This is a genomic window from Halolamina salina (genome assembly GCF_054653455.1).
On sequence record NZ_BAAIGE010000002.1, the window covers coordinates 1,480,253 to 1,497,632 of the forward strand.

The 17,380-nt window shown below is 69.0% G+C and carries 18 protein-coding genes; 11 read left to right on the forward strand and 7 right to left on the reverse strand.

Features of this window, described 5'->3' with window-relative positions; genetic code table 11:
* Positions 1-3: 3 nt before the first annotated feature.
* The 3 genes from ACYQZ5_RS08015 to ACYQZ5_RS08025 all read right to left on the reverse strand — a co-directional run bounded on the left by ACYQZ5_RS08015 (position 4) and on the right by ACYQZ5_RS08025 (position 4,587).
* The gene (locus tag ACYQZ5_RS08015) at positions 4-1,245 is read right to left on the reverse strand and encodes a hypothetical protein (protein ID WP_459845762.1); all 1,242 of its coding nucleotides are present in this window, start codon (positions 1,243-1,245) and stop codon (positions 4-6) included.
* Positions 1,246-1,397: 152 nt separating this feature from the next.
* A complete protein-coding gene (gene purL, locus ACYQZ5_RS08020) occupies positions 1,398-3,596 on the reverse strand; it encodes a phosphoribosylformylglycinamidine synthase subunit PurL (protein WP_459845764.1) in 2,199 nt (732 codons plus the stop codon).
* Between the two features lie 79 nt (positions 3,597-3,675).
* Entirely contained in the window at positions 3,676-4,587 is a 912-nt protein-coding gene (locus ACYQZ5_RS08025) for a ZIP family metal transporter (protein WP_379732201.1), read from the reverse strand.
* Between the two features lie 124 nt (positions 4,588-4,711).
* Between ACYQZ5_RS08025 and ACYQZ5_RS08030 the strand changes: the two genes are divergently transcribed.
* Together ACYQZ5_RS08030 and ACYQZ5_RS08035 are read left to right on the forward strand one after the other, a co-directional pair.
* Entirely contained in the window at positions 4,712-5,398 is a 687-nt protein-coding gene (locus ACYQZ5_RS08030; RefSeq protein ID WP_379732200.1) for a PHP domain-containing protein, read from the forward strand.
* Positions 5,395-6,504, forward strand: a complete 1,110-nt coding sequence (locus ACYQZ5_RS08035) for an asparagine synthase C-terminal domain-containing protein (protein WP_459845766.1) — start codon at positions 5,395-5,397, stop codon at positions 6,502-6,504. Before ACYQZ5_RS08030 ends, ACYQZ5_RS08035 begins: the two co-directional genes overlap by 4 nt.
* Here the strand turns inward: ACYQZ5_RS08035 and ACYQZ5_RS08040 are convergent, their stop codons facing one another.
* Positions 6,505-6,972, reverse strand: coding sequence for an NUDIX hydrolase (locus ACYQZ5_RS08040; protein WP_379731048.1), 468 nt, complete (start codon positions 6,970-6,972; stop codon positions 6,505-6,507).
* Between the two features lie 455 nt (positions 6,973-7,427).
* Here ACYQZ5_RS08040 and ACYQZ5_RS08045 point away from each other — a divergent pair, with 455 nt between their 5' ends.
* Positions 7,428-7,634 (forward strand): DUF7525 family protein, encoded by a 207-nt coding sequence (locus tag ACYQZ5_RS08045; protein WP_379731049.1) that lies wholly within the window; start codon positions 7,428-7,430, stop codon positions 7,632-7,634.
* Positions 7,635-7,676: 42 nt separating this feature from the next.
* A complete protein-coding gene (locus tag ACYQZ5_RS08050) occupies positions 7,677-7,904 on the forward strand; it encodes a DUF7123 family protein (protein ID WP_379731050.1) in 228 nt (75 codons plus the stop codon).
* 12 nt (positions 7,905-7,916) lie between these two features.
* On the opposite strand, the gene ACYQZ5_RS08055 is transcribed toward ACYQZ5_RS08050, so the two are convergent.
* Complete coding sequence (locus tag ACYQZ5_RS08055) at positions 7,917-8,876, reverse strand: phosphotransferase family protein (RefSeq protein ID WP_379731051.1); 960 nt, start codon at positions 8,874-8,876, stop codon at positions 7,917-7,919.
* Between the two features lie 106 nt (positions 8,877-8,982).
* On the opposite strand from ACYQZ5_RS08055, the gene ACYQZ5_RS08060 reads away from it, so the two are divergent.
* The 6 genes from ACYQZ5_RS08060 (at position 8,983) to ACYQZ5_RS08085 (ending at position 14,785) form a co-directional block, all read left to right on the forward strand.
* A complete protein-coding gene (locus ACYQZ5_RS08060) occupies positions 8,983-9,417 on the forward strand; it encodes an SRPBCC family protein (RefSeq protein ID WP_379731053.1) in 435 nt (144 codons plus the stop codon).
* 26 nt (positions 9,418-9,443) lie between these two features.
* Positions 9,444-10,253 (forward strand): carbon-nitrogen family hydrolase, encoded by an 810-nt coding sequence (locus tag ACYQZ5_RS08065; protein ID WP_379731060.1) that lies wholly within the window; start codon positions 9,444-9,446, stop codon positions 10,251-10,253.
* A 60-nt stretch (positions 10,254-10,313) separates the two neighbouring features.
* Positions 10,314-11,630, forward strand: coding sequence for a phosphoribosylamine--glycine ligase (locus tag ACYQZ5_RS08070; protein ID WP_379731054.1), 1,317 nt, complete (start codon positions 10,314-10,316; stop codon positions 11,628-11,630).
* A 333-nt stretch (positions 11,631-11,963) separates the two neighbouring features.
* The gene (gene dctP, locus ACYQZ5_RS08075; RefSeq protein WP_379731055.1) at positions 11,964-13,028 is read left to right on the forward strand and encodes a TRAP transporter substrate-binding protein DctP; all 1,065 of its coding nucleotides are present in this window, start codon (positions 11,964-11,966) and stop codon (positions 13,026-13,028) included.
* On the forward strand, positions 13,029-13,505 hold the full coding sequence (locus ACYQZ5_RS08080; RefSeq protein WP_379731056.1) for a TRAP transporter small permease: 477 nt from the start codon (positions 13,029-13,031) through the stop codon (positions 13,503-13,505).
* Positions 13,505-14,785 (forward strand): TRAP transporter large permease, encoded by a 1,281-nt coding sequence (locus ACYQZ5_RS08085; protein WP_379731057.1) that lies wholly within the window; start codon positions 13,505-13,507, stop codon positions 14,783-14,785. The genes ACYQZ5_RS08080 and ACYQZ5_RS08085 overlap by 1 nt, the downstream gene beginning before the upstream one ends.
* Here the strand turns inward: ACYQZ5_RS08085 and ACYQZ5_RS08090 are convergent.
* Both ACYQZ5_RS08090 and ACYQZ5_RS08095 read right to left on the reverse strand, forming a co-directional pair.
* Positions 14,757-15,209 (reverse strand): VOC family protein, encoded by a 453-nt coding sequence (locus ACYQZ5_RS08090; RefSeq protein WP_379731058.1) that lies wholly within the window; start codon positions 15,207-15,209, stop codon positions 14,757-14,759. The genes ACYQZ5_RS08085 and ACYQZ5_RS08090 overlap by 29 nt on opposite strands.
* A gap of 25 nt (positions 15,210-15,234) precedes the next feature.
* Positions 15,235-16,038: a hypothetical protein gene (locus ACYQZ5_RS08095; RefSeq protein WP_459845771.1), complete on the reverse strand. Its 804-nt coding sequence runs from the start codon at positions 16,036-16,038 to the stop codon at positions 15,235-15,237.
* Positions 16,039-16,134: 96 nt separating this feature from the next.
* Here ACYQZ5_RS08095 and ACYQZ5_RS08100 point away from each other — a divergent pair, with 96 nt between their 5' ends.
* Positions 16,135-17,340, forward strand: a complete 1,206-nt coding sequence (locus ACYQZ5_RS08100) for a dihydrolipoamide acetyltransferase family protein (RefSeq protein WP_459845773.1) — start codon at positions 16,135-16,137, stop codon at positions 17,338-17,340.
* The last annotated feature ends 40 nt before the right edge of the window (positions 17,341-17,380 follow it).

The following is a 17,380-nucleotide window of genomic DNA, read 5'->3' on the forward strand; positions in this document are numbered from 1 at the left end:
ACGCTACGACGCCGAGGCGTTCCCGACCGTGACGCGTGGACCGTCCGCCGCCGTCACGTTCGCCGCCCGGACGAACGACTCGTTGCCGAGGTAGACGACGACGGTCCGTTCACTCGCGCGCTCCAGCCGGTAGGTCACGTTCCCGTCAGGCCGCGTCCAGACGCTCCCCGCTCGCGTCGCTTTCGCGTCGAGGTAGCGCTCGAACGCGCGCTCGAACTCGGTGGCGTTCGCGGCGTCGTCCCACCGCAGCACCCACGCCGTCGCGGTCGCCTCGCCGCGCTCGTAGGTCACTCGTCGGTCGTTCCCCCAGCCGGCCGCAGCGTCGGCGGCGGCGGACCTGTTCAGCTCCGTCCGGAGCGCGACCCGGAGGAACAGTTCGCCCTGCGTGGCGCCGGCGGTCCGCTCCCAGTCGCCGACCGCGCCGGCGGTGACGTTTAACGGGGCGATCGGGTCGTCAGTGCCGTGGAGCACCTGTTCGGTCGAGATCGGCGGGTCGGTGTGTATCGCGGCGAGATCGTCGCCAGCGGCGAGTCGCTCCTCGACGTAGGGAGCGCCGTACCGATAGGGAGCCAGCAGGAGTCGGTTCCACGCCGAAGCGTTCCGGTAGCGATCGGTGTAGGTCACAGGCTCGGTCGACGGCATGTAGGCCCGCTGGTACTGGCCCTCGAACTCGGTCGCCGCCCCCTCCATCACGAGGCGACTGGTCTTGCGGACGTCGTAGGTCCACTGGCGGTCCTCCGAGAGCGTGGAGAGGAGATCGCTCTTCCACCCCATTCCGAACTGGACGGTGTGGACGAACTCGTGGGCCAGCGTCCGCTCGGTGACTGCCTCATCGCGTAGCGCCGGGTCGAAGAGGTAGACGGTCGAGGGGTCCGTCGCGGCGCCGGCCGCCCCGACTCGCTCATCGGGGGGCGTGATTCCCAGCGAGGCGTAGAACGGCGAGGCGTCCTGTGGCGGGAGATCGCCGCTCTCGGCGGTGTACACCGTCGGCGGCTCCACGTCCTGCCCCGTGAGGTTCAGGACGCGCTCGAACACCGGGTCCGGATCGACGGGCAGCCCGTCGTTGGGGATCAAGACGCCGTCGCCGTCCGGCGTCACTCCGGCGGTCGGTGTCGGCGTGGCGGCCGCGTCAGTCGTCGGCGACGCCGTCGCGTCCGGGGCTGCCGTCGGCGATGGCGCCCCGGGCGCGGCACCACAGCCGGCGAGCACGAGCAGGAGGGCACAGGCGATCGGGACGAGACGCATACGGCTCCCGGATGGAACGGGAAAGTGAAAATACTGTCGACAGGTTTTTACTTCATTTAAATATTAAACGGACAGTTAGCCGTGTTATTACGATCTAAACACACGATTCGACAAAACCGACGTAGCCGGGGCGTCCGCGAACCGTTCCGGCTCTACGCCAGCTCCCGGGCCAGCACGCCGCGCAGATCCCGGATCTCGTCGGCCGCGTACTCGATCGATCGGTCCCCGATCGAGAGCGACAGCGATCCGTCCTCGGTCGCGGTGCCCAGTTCCGTCACCGCCGCGTCGTCGCCGGCCGCGTCACGGAGCGCGTCGGCGTCGGTCGTCTCCACTACGACCCGACCCGGCGTCTCGGCGAACAGCGCCGCCGCGTCGTCGAGTTCGGCCGCGACCCCTGTGTCGTCGGTGACCATCTCCGCGAGCGCCACCGCGAGCCCGCCGTCGCTGGCGTCGTGGGTCGCGAGCGTCGAGTCCAGATCGGCGACGCGAACGAGCGCGTCCACGAGCGCGCCCGGCGCCGCGGGCAGTGCGGGGAATCGGTCCGAGCCGCCGAACTGCGAGAGGAGTAGCGAACCGCCCAGCGCGTGGGACTCGTCACTGCCGATACCGGAGCCGGCAACGTACTCGGCAGGCTCGACGAGCACCAACTCCCCCTCGCCCGAAACAGTCGCCGGCGGCGCGCCGTACCCCGATTTCGTGGCCTCGCCGGCCCCCTGTGCCGGCGAGCGCCGCGTGCCCAGCACGGCGAGCGTCGGCGTCGGAGCGACGGGACCGCTCTCGGAGTCGTTGTACAGCGAGACGTTGCCGCCGACGACCGGCACCGAGAGGTCGGCACAGGCGTCGGCCAGCCCCGAGACCGCAGACGCGAACCCCTCGTACGTCTCGGGGTCCTCGGGGTTGCCCCCGTTGAGGCAGTCGACCGCGGCGAGGGGGGTCGCCCCCTTCGCGGCGAGGTTGGTCGCGTTCTCGACCGCGACCGCGCGGGCGCCGGCCTCGGGGTCGCAGTCGGTCCAGTGGGGGTTCGCGCCCGCCGAGAGCGCGATCGCGTGCTGTTCGTCCTCGTCGCCGGCGTCGTGGAGCGCGAGCACGGCGGCGTCGTCGCCCGGTTCGACCGCGGTTCGCAGGCCGACCTCGTGGTCGTACTGGCGGTACGCCCACTCCTTGCTCGCGGCGGTGGGGTCCGCGAGGACCGCCTCGAACGCCTCGGCGAGGTCGAAGTCGGGCAAGTCACGCTCCGGGGCGGTGAGTGGTTCGCGTGCGAGGTCGTTCAGCGGCGCGCCCTCCGCGAGGTAGTCGGCGTCGGCGTCGACGACTGTCTCGCCCTCGAACCGACAGACGTAGTTCCCCTCGGTGATCTCGCCGATGTCCGAACAGCCGAGGTCGAAGCGCTCGGCGATCGCTTTCACGCGCTCGACGTTCTCCGGCGCGACCTCGTAGCACATCCGCTCTTGGGACTCCGCGAGCAGGATCTCCGTCGCGTTCATCCCGGGCTCGCGGGTGTGGATCGCGCCGAGGTCGATATCGGCCCCGAAGCCGCCCTTCGCGACCAGTTCGGAGGAGGCGCCGCCGAGTCCCGCGGCGCCGAGGTCCCGCGCGGACTCGATCAGTCCCTCGTCGACGAGCGCCTCGTTGCACTCGATCAGTAGCTTCTCCGAGTACGGGTCGCCGACCTGCACGGCGGGCCGGTCCTCGGTCTCGGCGTCCTCGTCTAAGTCCTCGCTCGCGAAGGAGGCGCCGCCGAGTCCGTCCCGGCCCGTGGCGTTGCCCAGCAGGACGAGACGGTTGCCGGCTTCCTGTGCCTCGGCAGTCACGAGTCGGTCGGGCGTCGTCTTCCCGACGCAGGCGACGTTCACGAGGGGGTTCCCGACGTGGCCGTCCTCGAACGCGACGCTGCCCGCGACGGTCGGGACGCCGATGGCGTTGCCGTAGTCGGCGATCCCCTCGACGACGCCGTCGAGCAGGTAGCGGGAGTGCTCGCGGTCGAACGGCCCGAAGTACAGCGAGTCCGCGAGCGCGATGGGGTAGGCGCCCATCGAGAGCGTGTCGCGGACGATGCCGCCGATCCCGGTCGCGGCGCCGTCGTAGGGGTCGACGTAGCTGGGGTGGTTGTGGCTCTCGATCCCGAACGTCAGCAGCGTGTCGGTGCCGGGGACCCGGACGACCGCGGCGTCGTCGCCGGGGCCGATCTCGACGTGCTCGCCCTCGCTGTCGAACGCCGAGAGCAGCATGCGCGAGGAGCGGTACGCGCAGTGCTCGCTCCAGAGGTTCTCGAACAGGTGCTCCTCGGCCCGGGTGGGCTCGCGGCCGAGTTCGTCGACGACGAGGTCGTGGTCCGCATCCGCGAGAGGCATTCACCCGTGTGGTCAGCGCCGGTGTCCAAAGGGGTTTCGTTGTGCGCGTTCGTGGATACTCACGGTCGGCGGCGCAGGGTCAGACGAACAGCAGCGGCAGCATCACCGCCACGCCGGCAGCGAACCCCACGACCAGCACCCGGCGACCGCCACCGGGGAGATCCGTCCCCGTTTCGAGCGCCTCGGGGACGAACTCCGTCGCGACGAGATACACCATCGCGCCCGCGGCGAACCCGAAGCCGAACGGGAGAAACGACTGCGCCCAGCGCACGAACACGAACGCGATCACCGCGCCGACCGGCTGGGGGAGACTCGAGAACACCGCGGCACCCACCATCCGCCAGTTCGAGAGGCCCATCGCCCGCATCGGGATCGCGATCGCCGTCCCCTCGGGGACGTTGTGGATCGAGATAGCGATCGTCATGAACACCGCGAGCACGGGGACCGAGAAGCCGAGAATCGGGACACCCCCCTCCAGCCCCAACTCCGCGAAGGAGACGCCGACGGCGACGCCCTCCGGGAAGCTGTGGATCGTGAGGATGCCGAGGATGAGCGCGAGCTTCTTGATGTCGCCCGCCGCGAACGCCTCGGCCTCCAGTCGGTGCTCGTCGTGGCTGTGGCCGCCGTCGGCGTCGTCGTGATTGTGACCGCCGTCGGCCTCATCGTGGCTGTGGCCCCCGTCGGTTTCGGCGTCGTCGCCTCCGATGTCGATCCGGTCGAGGATGCGGTCCGAGACCTCGACCAGCGCCGCGCCGGCGACGATGCCGCCGAGGAGCAGGAGGGGAAGCCCCGTGGAGTAGGCCAGCCCCTCGTTGAACAGGCCGAACAGCGACGCCGACACCATGATCCCCGACGCCAGCCCCCACAGCGCGACGTTCCAGCGGTCGCTGATCTCGTCGGTGTAGAAGAACGGCAGCGCTCCGAGCCCGGTCGCCAGATCCGTGACGAGTCCGGCGACGAACACGAACGCGAGGCTCCCGGCCAGTCCCATGTCTCACCTTTCGTCTCGACCGGCATAACTCTTTTCAGATATCCGATAGTTTTGGCCGTCCTAAAGCCACAGTCCCCCCGGCCGGACCGGACGCCTTTTTACGGCCGGCCGCCAACCCCGGCCCGTGCTTTCGGCCGAGCTGCACTGTCACTCCGAGCTGTCCCATGACGGCCGTGACCCAGTGGACCTGCTGGTCGAACAGGCCGCGGCCGTCGGCCTCGACGCCATCGCCGTCACCGACCACGACGAGATCGACGCGAGCCACGAGGCCGCCGCGCTGGCCGAGGAGTACGGGCTCGTCGGCATCGTCGGGATGGAGGTCACCTCCGCGGCCGGCCACGTGCTCGCGCTGGGGATCGAGGAGGCGATCCCCTCGGGGCTTGACTACGACGAGACGCTCGACCGCATCCACGAACAGGGCGGCATCGCCATCGTCCCCCATCCGTTCCAGAGCTCGCGCCACGGCGTCGCCGCCCACGTCTCCGACGAACAGCTCGCGAGCGCCGACGCGATCGAGGTGTACAACTCCCGCCTCCTCACGGGTCGGTCGAACCGACAGGCCGAGCGGTTCGCGACCGCCCACGACGTGCCCAAGACCGCCGGGAGCGACGCCCACATCTCGGAGATGGTCGGACAGGCGATCACGGAGATCGGGATCGACGAACGCAACGTCGACGCGATCCTGCGGGCGATCCAGCAGGGCCGGACCAGCGTCGTCGGCCAGAAGACGCCGTGGCGCATCTCGTTCCGGCAGGCCGCCGGCGGCGTGAAACGCCGGGTCCAGCGCGGCGTGCGCGAACTGTTCCGATGACCGAACCGCTCCGCGGCGCCGACGCGTCGACGGTCTGGGCGGCGATGGAGTCCGGCGATCCACTACCCGGAACGGGGGGCTTCGCCGGCGAAGTCGACGGTCGGCTCGTCCGTGACGTCCTCGGCCGCGAACCGCTCTACCTCGACGCCGCGAGCGACGGCAGAGAGTGGAGCTTCGACCCGACGGATCTGACCGACCCCGAACTGCTCGACGCCGGCACGGTCATCGAACCGGACGACGCCCGGGGCGAGGTGTGGTCGCTCCCGAACCCAACGACCGAGACGGACCACGGGACCGCCGTCGACGCCGTTCGCGACGCCGTGCTCACGAGCGTCCGCGAGCCGAGTCCCGACGGACTCGCAGTCGCCTTCTCCGGCGGCGTCGACTCCGCGGCCGTCGCCGCGGGGGTGCCCGAGGCGCCCTGCTACGTCGCCGGCTTCGCCGACGCCGAGTCCCACGACGTGGACGCGGCCCGCGAGGCCGCCGACGCGATGGATCGCGACCTCCGCGTGGTCGCGTTCGACCACGACGATATCGAGCGCGCGGTCCCGGAGATCGTCCGCGCGACGGGGCGCTCGAACGCCATGGACGTGGGGATCGCCCTCCCGCTGTACTTCGTCGCCGAGCGGGCCGCCGCGGACGGCTTCGACCGGCTCGCGGTCGGGCAGGGCGCCGACGAACTGTTTGGCGGCTACCGCAAGGTCGTCGACCCCGCCGAGGACCACCGCGTCGACGCCGATACGGTTCGCGGCGCGACGCGGGAGGTGGTCCGGAGCCTGCCCGACCAGCTCCCGCGGGACGTGCTGACGCTCCGGGCCGCCGGTGTCGAGCCGGTCGCGCCGCTGCTCCACGACCGCGTGGTCGACGCCGCGCTCCGACTGCCCGCGGACCTGCTCGCGACCGACGAGGAGCGGAAGATCGCGCTCCGCCGAGCGGTCGCGGACGTGGTTCCGGACGACGTTCGCGGGGCCGAGAAGAAGGCCGTCCAGTACGGCACCTACGCCGCACGGGAGTTGGACCGGCTGGCTCGACAGGCCGGCTACAAGCGCCGGATGGACGATCACGTCGGGCAGTACATCGACGCGCTCGTGGCGGGCGAGGCGTAGTTAGCTCTCCTCGGCGGCCTCGATCGCACGCAGCGCGAGTGCCCGCGTGTCGGCGTCGACGTGGCTCTCCTGCAGGTCGTCGCGGTCGTACCAGTCCCACGCGTCGGCACCGGCCTCACCTGGGGCGGGGTCGATCTCTCGGCTCGGGACCGTCGCGAAGTAGATGTGGTCGACGTGCTGGTGGAACACGTCCTCGCCGTCGGTGTCGATGTCGTACAGGAGTTGCTCCCGCGGGGTGGGGAGGGTTCGCCCCGCGGGCGCGCCGACTGGCTCGGTGTCGTCGAGTAGCGTCGGTTCGAGGCCGGTCTCCTCGCGCGTCTCGCGCAGGCCGGCCTCGTGGGGGAGTTCGTCGCGGTCGACGTGGCCGCCCGGGGGGATGTGAATTCCCAGTTTCGGGTGGTAGTGCAGGGCCGCGGCGCCGTCGTTGACGATGTAGACGGTGGCAGTGAAGTGGCGCGTCGTCTCCATGGCTCTCGATTACCACCGTGGGGTTTCGGGGTTGCGGTTCGATTATTGGTCGGTCGTGGTTGGGGGCGTTTCAGTCGGTTATTGATCAATTGGTCCACCTGTTTTGTGAAGCGTGAGTACGACAACACCGTGAAAGCCCCTCCCCGCTCGGCTCGCGCGACTCGCTGCGCTCCTCGTCGGTCACTTCGTTCCCTCCTGCGGTGCTTGCGTCGCCGTGCTTCGCCGAGCGGGCAGCCCCTTTCAGTCCTACCCGACCGCACAGCCCACACGCCTCCCCAGCCGACTCACTCGCTCACTCCGTTCGCTCGTTCGTCCCTCGCGCTCGGGTCGCGCACGGAGGCGCGCCCGCTTCGCGCCACCGCATCTGCGGCGGAAGTGTGGACAGCGTTCCATCGGCGCCGCGCAGCAAGAGGTCGGTCGCAAGAACTACGTTTCGGCCCCCCGGAGGCGGGAGTATGGCACACGAAAACTCGTCCGATCTGGGTCTCGGGATCGGCGTCACCCTCTCCGTGGTCGCGCTGCTGGCCGCGGCGTGGCTGGCGCTGGTCGACCCGAGCGCGACGTTCGACAGCGGGATGCACGCCGCGGCGGTGCCGTTCGCGGTCGCGATGACCGTCGGCGTCGGCGCCGTCGCCGCGATCCACCTGTTCTGGGGGGAGTAGCCGGGAAACCGTTAAGAACGCGAACGCCCTACGCCACGACGAATGACCGAGTACACCGAGGAGGAGGCACGCATCGTCGCGTACCTACGCCACAGCGTCTCCTCTGGGGATCGGTACTTCCGGGCCAAGAACATCGCCGAGTCGATCGGCCTCTCGGCCAAGCAGGTCGGCAGCCGACTGCCGACGCTGGCGGAGAAGTCCGACGACGTGGAGATCGAGAAGTGGGGACGCTCGAAATCCACGACCTGGCGTGTCGAGCCCCAGGGGTAGCAGCACCGCAGCCTAGCGAATTTTCGCCAGCCGCCGCTCCATCTCCGCCCCGACTTCCGCCGCGAGCTCCTCGTCCGGCCGCTCGTCGTCGGGCGCCCACTTCGAGAAGAAGCCCGCCCGTCCGAGGTAGCCGACCGCTTCGTAGATCTCCCGCCTGGCCTCGAACCCCTCCGGCAGTGAGCCTGCAGTCTCCCGGTAGGCGTCGAGCAGCACAGCCTCCAGTTCGTCCGCGACATCGAAGTACTGCGAACCGAGGAGCTGACGGTGTGCCCGGTGGAGCTCGCGTGCCGGGTCTCCGACGTGGGCGATCTCCCAGTCCAACAGGCCGACACGCCCGTCGGTGAGGAATCCGTTGGGGTGGGCTGGATCGCCGTGAAGCAGTGCCGCGGGCGCCCCGTCGAGTCGCTCTCGATTCGCCTCGACGGCAGCGATCACTGCGTCGAAACAGTTCGGGAACCGTTCCGCCGGCGCGATTCGGCGCATCTGCTCGATCTGCCCGATCAGCACGTCGGTCCACGACCCCTCCTCGAGCGCGAGCCCGTCGGGACCGCCGCCGACGATCCGACCGTGGCTGTCGAACCGCTCGGCGTGCAGCGTCGCGAACGTCCGCGCGGCTTCCGTGACGAGCGTCGACCGCTCCTCCGTGTTCGCGTCGGCCCAACGCCGGATCAGGGGATCGCCGTCGACTGCCGCGGTCGCGAGATACGGTACCTCGTACTCCGGCTCCGCAGCCGTGATCGCCGGCACCGGCACGTCGACGTTCTCCGCGACGTAACCGATGACTGATCGCTCGCGGGCCACACGTTCGCCGTCTCCGGTCGTCGAGATCTTGAGATAGATCGTCTCGCCGTCGGTGAACGTCAGTTCGACAGTCCGGTTCAGATCGTTCCAGGAAGGTCCGGTCGATCCTACTTCGGCGATCTCCCGGTCCGGGAACGCACGCCGGAGGGCGTCCGCAACCTGCTCGTCCATGGCCGTGGGTCGGCTGACCCCGGAAAGGGTTTTGTGGTGGGACGTCGGGCGACACCGTCGGCCGCAGTCCCTACCCGTTATCACCCCCCGACCCGTAGCCTGGGGTATGACCGTCCGTGTCGAACGGACCTTCACGTTCGACGCCCCGGCCGAGCAGGTGTGGGAGTTCATCGCGGACCCCGCCAAGCGCGCCGAGGCGATCAGCGTCGTCGAATCGTACGAAGTCGCCGACGAAGCCGGCCGGGAGGCGACGTGGCACGTCAGCCTCCCGATCCCGGGCGTGGGCGCGACCGTCGCAATCGAGACCGAGGACGTCGAGCGCGACCCGCCGAACCGCGTCAAGTTCGTCGGTAAGTCCACGGCGCTGCGGGTGACCGGCACCCACACCATCGAGTCCGACGGCGAGACGACGACGCTGCACAACGAGTTCGTCGTCGACGGCCGGCTCCCCGGCGTCGAGCGCTTCTTCAAGAAGAACTTCGAGTCCGAACTCGACAACCTCGAAGCCGCACTCCGCGAGGAGTTGGGGCTGAAAGCATGAGCGAGATCGGCGACGGCGACGACGCGATCACGGTCGCGCTGGCCCAGCACCGCGTCGAGGCGGGCCACGTCGAGGCGAACGTCGACCGCGCGGTCGCGGCGATCGAGCGCGCGGCCGCGGACGGCGCCGACCTCGTCTGTCTGCCCGAGATGTTCAACGTCGGCTACTTCGCGTTCGACTCCTACGCCCGGGAAGCGGAGGGACTCGACGGGCCGACGCTGAAGCGGATCGCCGCGGTCGCCGCCGACCACGGCGTCGCTGTCCAAGCCGGCAGCATCGTCGAGGATCTCCAAGTCAGCGCCGAGACGGGGTTTTCGACGCCCGATTCCGAGGGACTGGCCAACGCCTCGGTGTTCCTCGACCGCGCGGGCGAGGTGCAGGCGGTGTACCGCAAGCAGCACCTGTTCGGCTACGACTCGGCGGAGAACCAACTGCTCACGCCCGGCGAGTCGCTGCCGACCGTCGAGTTCGAGGGGTTCACCGTCGGGATGACCACCTGCTACGACCTGCGGTTCCCCGAGCTCTACCGGAAGCTCGCCGACGACGGCGTCTCGCTGGTGCTGGTGCCGAGCGCGTGGCCCTACCCCCGGGTCGAGCACTGGCGGACGCTCCCGCGCTCGCGGGCCATCGAGAACCTCGCCTACGTCGCCGCGGTCAACGGCGCCGGGGAGATGGGCGACGACCGCCTCGTCGGCCGCTCGACGGTGTACGACCCCTGGGGGACTCCGATTTCGACCTGCGACGACGACCCTGAACTGGTGACGGCCGAGCTGTCGCCCTCCCGCGTCGAGGCGGTCCGCGAGGAGTTCCCGGCGCTGCGGGACCGCCGGCTGTAAGCGGCAGTTTCTCTCCGCTATCGGCGAAAGAGCCTCTACCCCGGCGGCTGAACGGCCGGTATGGACACGAAGAAGTTCCTGTTCGTCTCGGCCGACGCCGCGCTGATCACCGACCTCGCGTGGCAGGTCCACCGGGAGGGCCACGACGTGAAGTACCACATCGAAGCCGAGAGCGATCAGGAGATCGGCGACGGCTTCGTCCCCAAGACCGACGACTGGGAGGCGGAAGTCGACTGGGCCGACGTGATCATTTTCGACGACATCTGGGTGGGCGACAGCGTCGGGACGGGGAAGCTCGCGCAGGAGCTCCGCGAGGAGGGGAAAGCCGTCGTCGGCGGCACACCAAACACCGACCGGCTTGAGGAGGACCGCGGGTACGCGATGGAGATCCTCGAGGACCACGGGGTCAACACCGTCGAGCACCACGTCTTCGACGATTTCGAGGAGGGGATTCGGCACGTCCGGGAGAACCCCGCCCCGTACGTCATCAAACCGCTCGGTGAAGTCCAGAACGTCAAACGCCTGCTGTACGTCGGGAACGAGGACGACGGCAGCGACGTGATCGACGTCCTGCGGGCGTACGAGAAGGCGTGGGGCCACCGGATGAAGGGGTTCCAGCTGCAGCGGAAGGTCGAAGGCGTCGAGGTCGCCATCTGCGGGTTCTTCGACGGGAACGAGTTCGTCGATCGGGTGAACTTCAACTTCGAGCACAAGAAGCTGTTCCCGGGCAACATCGGGCCCTCGACCGGCGAGATGGGCACGTCGATGTTCTGGGCCGGGCGGAACGAACTGTTCGAGGAGACGTTCGGGAGGCTCGAAGGCTGGCTCGCGAACGAGGGGTACGTCGGCAGTATCGACATCAACTGCATCGTCAACGAGAACGGAATCTACCCGCTGGAGTTCACCCCTCGGTTCGGCTATCCGACGATCGCGCTGCAGGAGGAGTCGTTCGAGTCCTCGACGGGGCAGTTCTTCTACGACCTCGCCCACGGGAACGACCCCGACCTCGACGTACACGGCGGCTACCAGATCGCGGTCCGGATCGTCCTGCCGCCGTTCCCGTTCGACGACGAGGAGACGTACGACGAGAGCTCCCGGAACGCCGCGGTCGTGTTCGAGACCGAGAGCCGTGACGGGATCCACATCGAGGACGCGAAGAAGGTCGACGGGCAGTGGCGCGTCGCCGGCGACAACGGGATGCCGATCGTCGTGACCGGGAAAGGGGAGACGATGGCGGCCGCACGGGAGCAGGCGTACGACCGCATCGACGACATCGTGATGCCCAACATGTACTACCGCGACGACATCGGCGAGCGCTGGATCGACGGCGACGGCGACCGACTGCAGGCGTGGGGGTACCTCGGGCCGCAGTCCTGAGGGCAGTCGCCCCGGTCGTCGACGCCGTTACGGCAGCGTCTCGTTCGGCGCCCCGTCGCCGGCCAGCAGTTCACAGAAGCGCCGCAGGACCGCCTCCCGACCGTTCGCCCGGCGTCGGCCGCGACTGGAACCGGGGGGAACTGACAGTTTGAGTGTATACCGTTCGATCCAACGCCGCTCGGATCCCGTAACGAAGTGTATTCGCCCCGTAGCGGCGCTCTCGGATACTCATTATTGAATTCCGACAATAGCATCAAACATCTATCATCTATTGAGACGTATATTGACTTACGCTTGCCTAAGCTATTTACCCCATTAGCCCGCCCATAGCCCATGGTAGATGGTGACAATCAGCCAACGACCACGCGACGAACGTACCTGAAAGCGGGCGCAGCGGTCGGTAGCTTCGCCGGACTGAGCGGGTGTGTCTCTTCGCTAACCGGAGGGACGACGACGCTTCGGGTCAATTCGCCGGCCGCGGAGGGTTCAGTGCACGGCGACGCCGGGGCGTGGATCAAAGAGTACGTCGAGGCCGAGACCGACGGCGACATCGAGATCGAGGTGTACCGCAACAGCGAGTTGGGGGGCCAGATCGAGTCGATCGAGAACGTCTCCTCGGGGTCGCTGGAGATGTACGTCATCCCCTACGCGCTGACGGGGACCCAGTACCAGCCGGCACAGGTGTTCGACGCGCCGTACCTCTACGACCCGGAGAACCCCTACGAGGACATCTACGAGAAGACCGACCCGCAGGACAGCGAGATCGCACAGAACGTCATCGAGAACCTCGCTTCGGAGACCAACATCCGGTCGCTCGGCGCGGTGGTGCAGGGCACCCGCCGGTGTACGCTGAACGTCGAGGGCGAGCCGCCGACGAACCCCGAGGAACTGGGCGAGTACCGGATGCGTGCGGTGCCGATCGGCATGTACGAGCAGGCGCTCGTCGGCCTCGGCGCCGAGACGACGAACATCGACTTCTCGGAGGTGCCACAGGCGCTGGCCTCGGGCTCGATCCAGGGGCAGGAGAACCCCTACAACATCATCCGGAGTTCGGGCATCTGGGAGAACCAGAGCCACATCATCGAGACCGACCACATGCACGTGCCGCTGGCGATCATCATCAACGAGGGGATCTTCCAGGACGACCTCACCGACAACCAACAGCAGATCATGTACGACGCGGTGCGCGAGAACCAGTCCCGCGCGACCGAGACGCTCCAGTCGAACCTCGAGGACCACCGCTCGTTCATGCGTGAGAACGGCCTCACGATCGTGCCGCCGGAGGACCTCGACATGGACGCGTTCCGGAGCGCGACCCGCCAGCGCATCCGGGACCAGTTCCCCGACCTGATCGACACGATCGAACAGCTGCACGGCAACGGCTACCCCGCGGAATAGATGTCGCGGGTCGAGCGCGCGTTCGACCGGGCGACGAGTGCGCTGTATCGCGGCTCGGCGGTAGCGCTGCTGCTCATCCTCGTTTTGATGCTGGTCCGTGTCGTCTCACGGAACCTGAGCCTCGGCATCAGCGGGCTCCAGATCGTCGCACAGGCCGCCGCGGTCTGGCTCACGTTCATGATCGTCGGCGCCCTGGAGTGGGAGCGGCGCCACATCGAGATCGACTACTTCACCGACCGCATCCCCGAGCGCTGGCAGCCGCTCCACGACATCTTCGTGACGCTCGTGGGCACGTACGCGGCGTACGTCATCTTCGTCGGCTCGATAATCGCGATGGTGACGTTCGCCGACTCCACGTCGCCGGCCGTCGACATCCCGATCCCGTTCTACTACGCGGCGTCGACGCTCGGGGCGGGGTTCCTGCTGTCGATCTACGCCTACCGCATCTACTCCGCGGTGCAGGAGGTGCGTCGCTGATGGCGGTGCTGGGTCTGATCGCGGTGCTGATGTTCGTGGCGCTGGCCTCGATGCGGGTGCCGGTGTGGATCGCGCTGCTGGTGCCGGCCGCGCTGTACAGCTTCGTCAGCGGCCAGCCGTTGCTGTTCCCCGCGGTGAACATGGTCCGGGAGCTGGACTCGTTCACGCTGCTGGCCATCCCGCTGTTCATCTACGTCGGCTCGCTGATGAACCACGGCGAGATCACCGAGAAGATCTTCGACTTCGCCGACGACGTGGTCGGCCACTACGACGGCGGGCTGGCGCAGGTGAACATCCTCACCAGCCTGATCTTCTCGGGGATCAGCGGCTCGGCGCTCGCCGACATCGGCGGCGTCGGGCGCGTCCTGATCGACTCGATGAAGGACGCCGGCTACGAGGGCGACTTCTCGGCGGCGGTCACCAGCGCGTCGGCGACGGCCGGCCCGATCTTCCCGCCGAGCATCCCGCTGATCCTCTACGGGATCATCGCGGAGGTCTCCGTCGTCTCGCTGCTGCTCGCGGGCGCGCTGCCGGCGCTGCTCACCGTCGCGTTCCTGATGCTCGGCACCGCGGTCATCGCGAAGACCCGCGGACTCCCGAGCAACTCCCACCGGGCCTCGCTGAGCAAGATCGCCTCCTCGTTCGCGAAGGCGTTCCCGGCGCTGCTGACGCCGGTGATCCTCATCGCCGGGATGCTCGGTGGGCTGTTCAGCCCGACCGAGGCCGCGGCGGTGACGGTGTTCTACATCCTGCTGATCAACACCGTCGTCTACCGGTTCCTGAACCTCCGGTACATCTGGAACGCGGCCACCGAGACGGTCGAGACCACCGGGACGATCGTGATAATCCTCGGCGCCGCGAGCGTGTTCAGCTACGTGCTCTCCGTCGAGGGGGTCGACAGGCTGTTCGAGACGACCGTGCTGTCGGTGTCGACCAACCCGATCGTGGTGCTGATCCTGGTGAACCTCGTGCTGCTGTTCATCGGGCTGTTCCTCGACCCGATCGCGGCGCTGGTGATGATGACGCCGATCGTCGTCCCCACGCTGACGGAGGTCGGCGTCGATCCGGTCCACGCGGGGGTCATCATGGTGTTCAACCTGATGCTCGGGCTGCTCACCCCACCGCTCGGGCTCTCGGTGTACCTCTCGGCGGACATCGCGGACGAGCCGGTCTGGGACGTGTTCCGGGAGACTCGGGACTACTACGTGATCCTCGCGATCGCGCTGCTGGTGATCACTTACTACCCGCCGCTCAGTCTGAGTATTCTCGAGTACCTGTAGCCCGCCGCCGGCGCTCCTCCGGCGGCGTGTCGTCCTCGACCAACTGCATGGGCGCGAGCGTGTCGGCTTCAGCCATCGTCGCGACCAGCCAGTCGTACCCCTGCTGAGGCTCCTCGCTCGCGAACCCGACCCCCGCCGCCCGGAGCTCGGCCATCCGCTCCCGGATGTCGTCGACGGCGAAGGCGATGTGGAAGAATCCGTCGCCGTGCTCGCGCCAGTGGTCGTACACCCAACCGGACTCGGTCGTCGGCGTGATGAGCTCGACCAGCGCGTCGCCGACCGGGTAGAGCGCGACCTCGAGTTCGAACTCCCCGGTCATCTCCTCGCGAGCCAGCCGATCGACGCCGAACTGTGACTCGAACGCGGCCGTCGCCGCGTCCAGATCGCCGACCACGAACGCCACGTGGTGGATGCGCGTGAACATACCTCACACGTCGGCGCTCGCGGCATCAATCTATCGTCTCCCGCAACGCCGCCACGAATGCCCGACAGTCCATCCCGGTCGAGGCGCCGCGGGCGGCCGCGGTGTCGTTCACTGCGCTCACCACGCCGTCCTCCCACGTCGAACGCGCGTCGCCGATGCGGGCGGTGTCGTGAGCGACCGTCGCCGCGGGGATGCTCCGCTCGTCGAGGAACGGGAGTCGGCTCCGGCCGGCGCCGTCCTTTCCGCCGCCGGCGTCGTTGAACACCGCGGCGGCCACGTCGCCCGCGATGTAGGAGTCGCCCTCCCCGGCGAGTCGGGCGCCGTGGCTCGCGGTGATCGCGATCCGGCCGTCGTCCTCGGGCCGGATCAGCGACAGCGAATCCATCCCCCAGACTGCGGGGTCGCCGTCGTCGAGTTCGAACCGGCCGGGCGAACGCGCCGCCGGGGACGGCGCTGGCTCGGCGTCGCGCATCCGCTCGGCGGCGTCGACGACCGCGTCGCCCTCCGAGCAGCCGAGCGCGGCGGCCGTGTCGTTGGCCCGGCTGATCCGCCCCGATCGGACGGTATCGGCGCCGTCGCCGATGCGGGCGCTGTCGTGGGCCACCGTCGCCGCCGGCGTGCCGTGCTCGTCGAACGCCGGGAGGGTCTTAACGCCCGCCGCGCCCTTCCCGACCCCGGCGTCGTTGAGGATCACCCCGCGGACCCCGGCCCGCGCCGCGAGGTAGCCCGCGTAGGCGCCGCCGTGGCTCGCGGCGACGACGACCCCCGGTTCGGCGTCGGCCGAGAGCTGTGTCACGCTGTCGAGCACTCGGACGTGAGTGAGTACCATGGACGGACTGGCGGCCGCAGCCGCATAACTCCCGGCGTCCCCTCAGTCGCCGGGACGAACAGCTTTTTGTCGGTATTCGCCTCTTCTTGAGAGTATATGCCATACGTCGTCCGGATGCCGAAGCTCGGCGTCGAGATGGAGACGGGGATCGTGATCGAGTGGTACCTCGACGTGGGTGAGACGGCCGAGGAGGGGGACGTGATCGCCGAGATCGAGTCCGAGAAGTCGACAGCCGAGGTCGCGGCACGCGAGGACGGCGCGCTCCGGGAGCGCTACCTCGACGCCGGCGAGGAGGGGCCGCCCGGCGCCGCGATGGGCATCTTCGCGCCGCCGGACGCCGACATCTCGTCGCTCCGGGCGGAGGTCGACGTCGAGCCGGACGAAACCGAGGACGACGAGGCTGACGCCGAGGCGACGCCGGAGGCCACCGAGGACGACGGGACGCCGGGGTCGGCGGGCGAGCCCGCACAGCCGTCGGTCGACGACGGGACCGTCCGGGCGAGCCCGCGGGCCAAGCGCCGGGCCGAGGAGCTCGGGGTGACGCTCTCCCGGGTCGAGGGCACCGGTCCCGAGGGCGGGATCGTCGCCGACGACGTGGCGGCCGCGGCGGGCGACGCCGGCGGGCGGACGATTCGCGAGGAGCGGACGTTCTCGGGGATGCGCTCGACGATCGCCGACCGGCTGAGCACCAGCTACCGCGAGGCCGCCCACGTCACCGTCGATCGGGAGGTCGAGGTCGAGGCGGCGTTCGATGCGGCCGAGGCCGCCGGCGACGACGCCTCGCTCACCGACGTGTTGCTGCTCGCGGTGTCGGCGACGCTGGACGAACACCCCGAGTTCAACGCCACCTTCGACGCCGACAGCGAGACGCACACGCTGTACGAGGAGCACAACATCGGGATCGCGGTCGACCTCGAAGGCGGCCTCGTCACACCGGTCATCCCCGACGTGGGCGGGAAGTCGATCGACGAACTCGCCCGACAGCGAAGCCGGCTGACCGAGCGCGTGCTCGACGGCGAGTACGACGGCGACGACCTCAGCGGCGGGACGTTCACGGTGTCGAACCTCGGCGTCGTGGGCAGCGACTCGTTCACGCCGATCATCAACCCCCCCGAGATCGCGATCCTCGGCGTCAACCGCGTCCGCGAGCGCCCGGTCAACACCGACGCCGGCATCGAGTTCCCCCGACACATCACGTTCAGCCTCTCCTTCGACCACCGGGTGGTCGACGGCGCCGACGCGGCGCGGTTCCTCGTCACGCTCGACGAGACGCTTGCCGACGCGGAGAAACTGCTCGACTGATCGCCCCCGGATTTTCTGTTGTGTGGTACCACGCAACGTA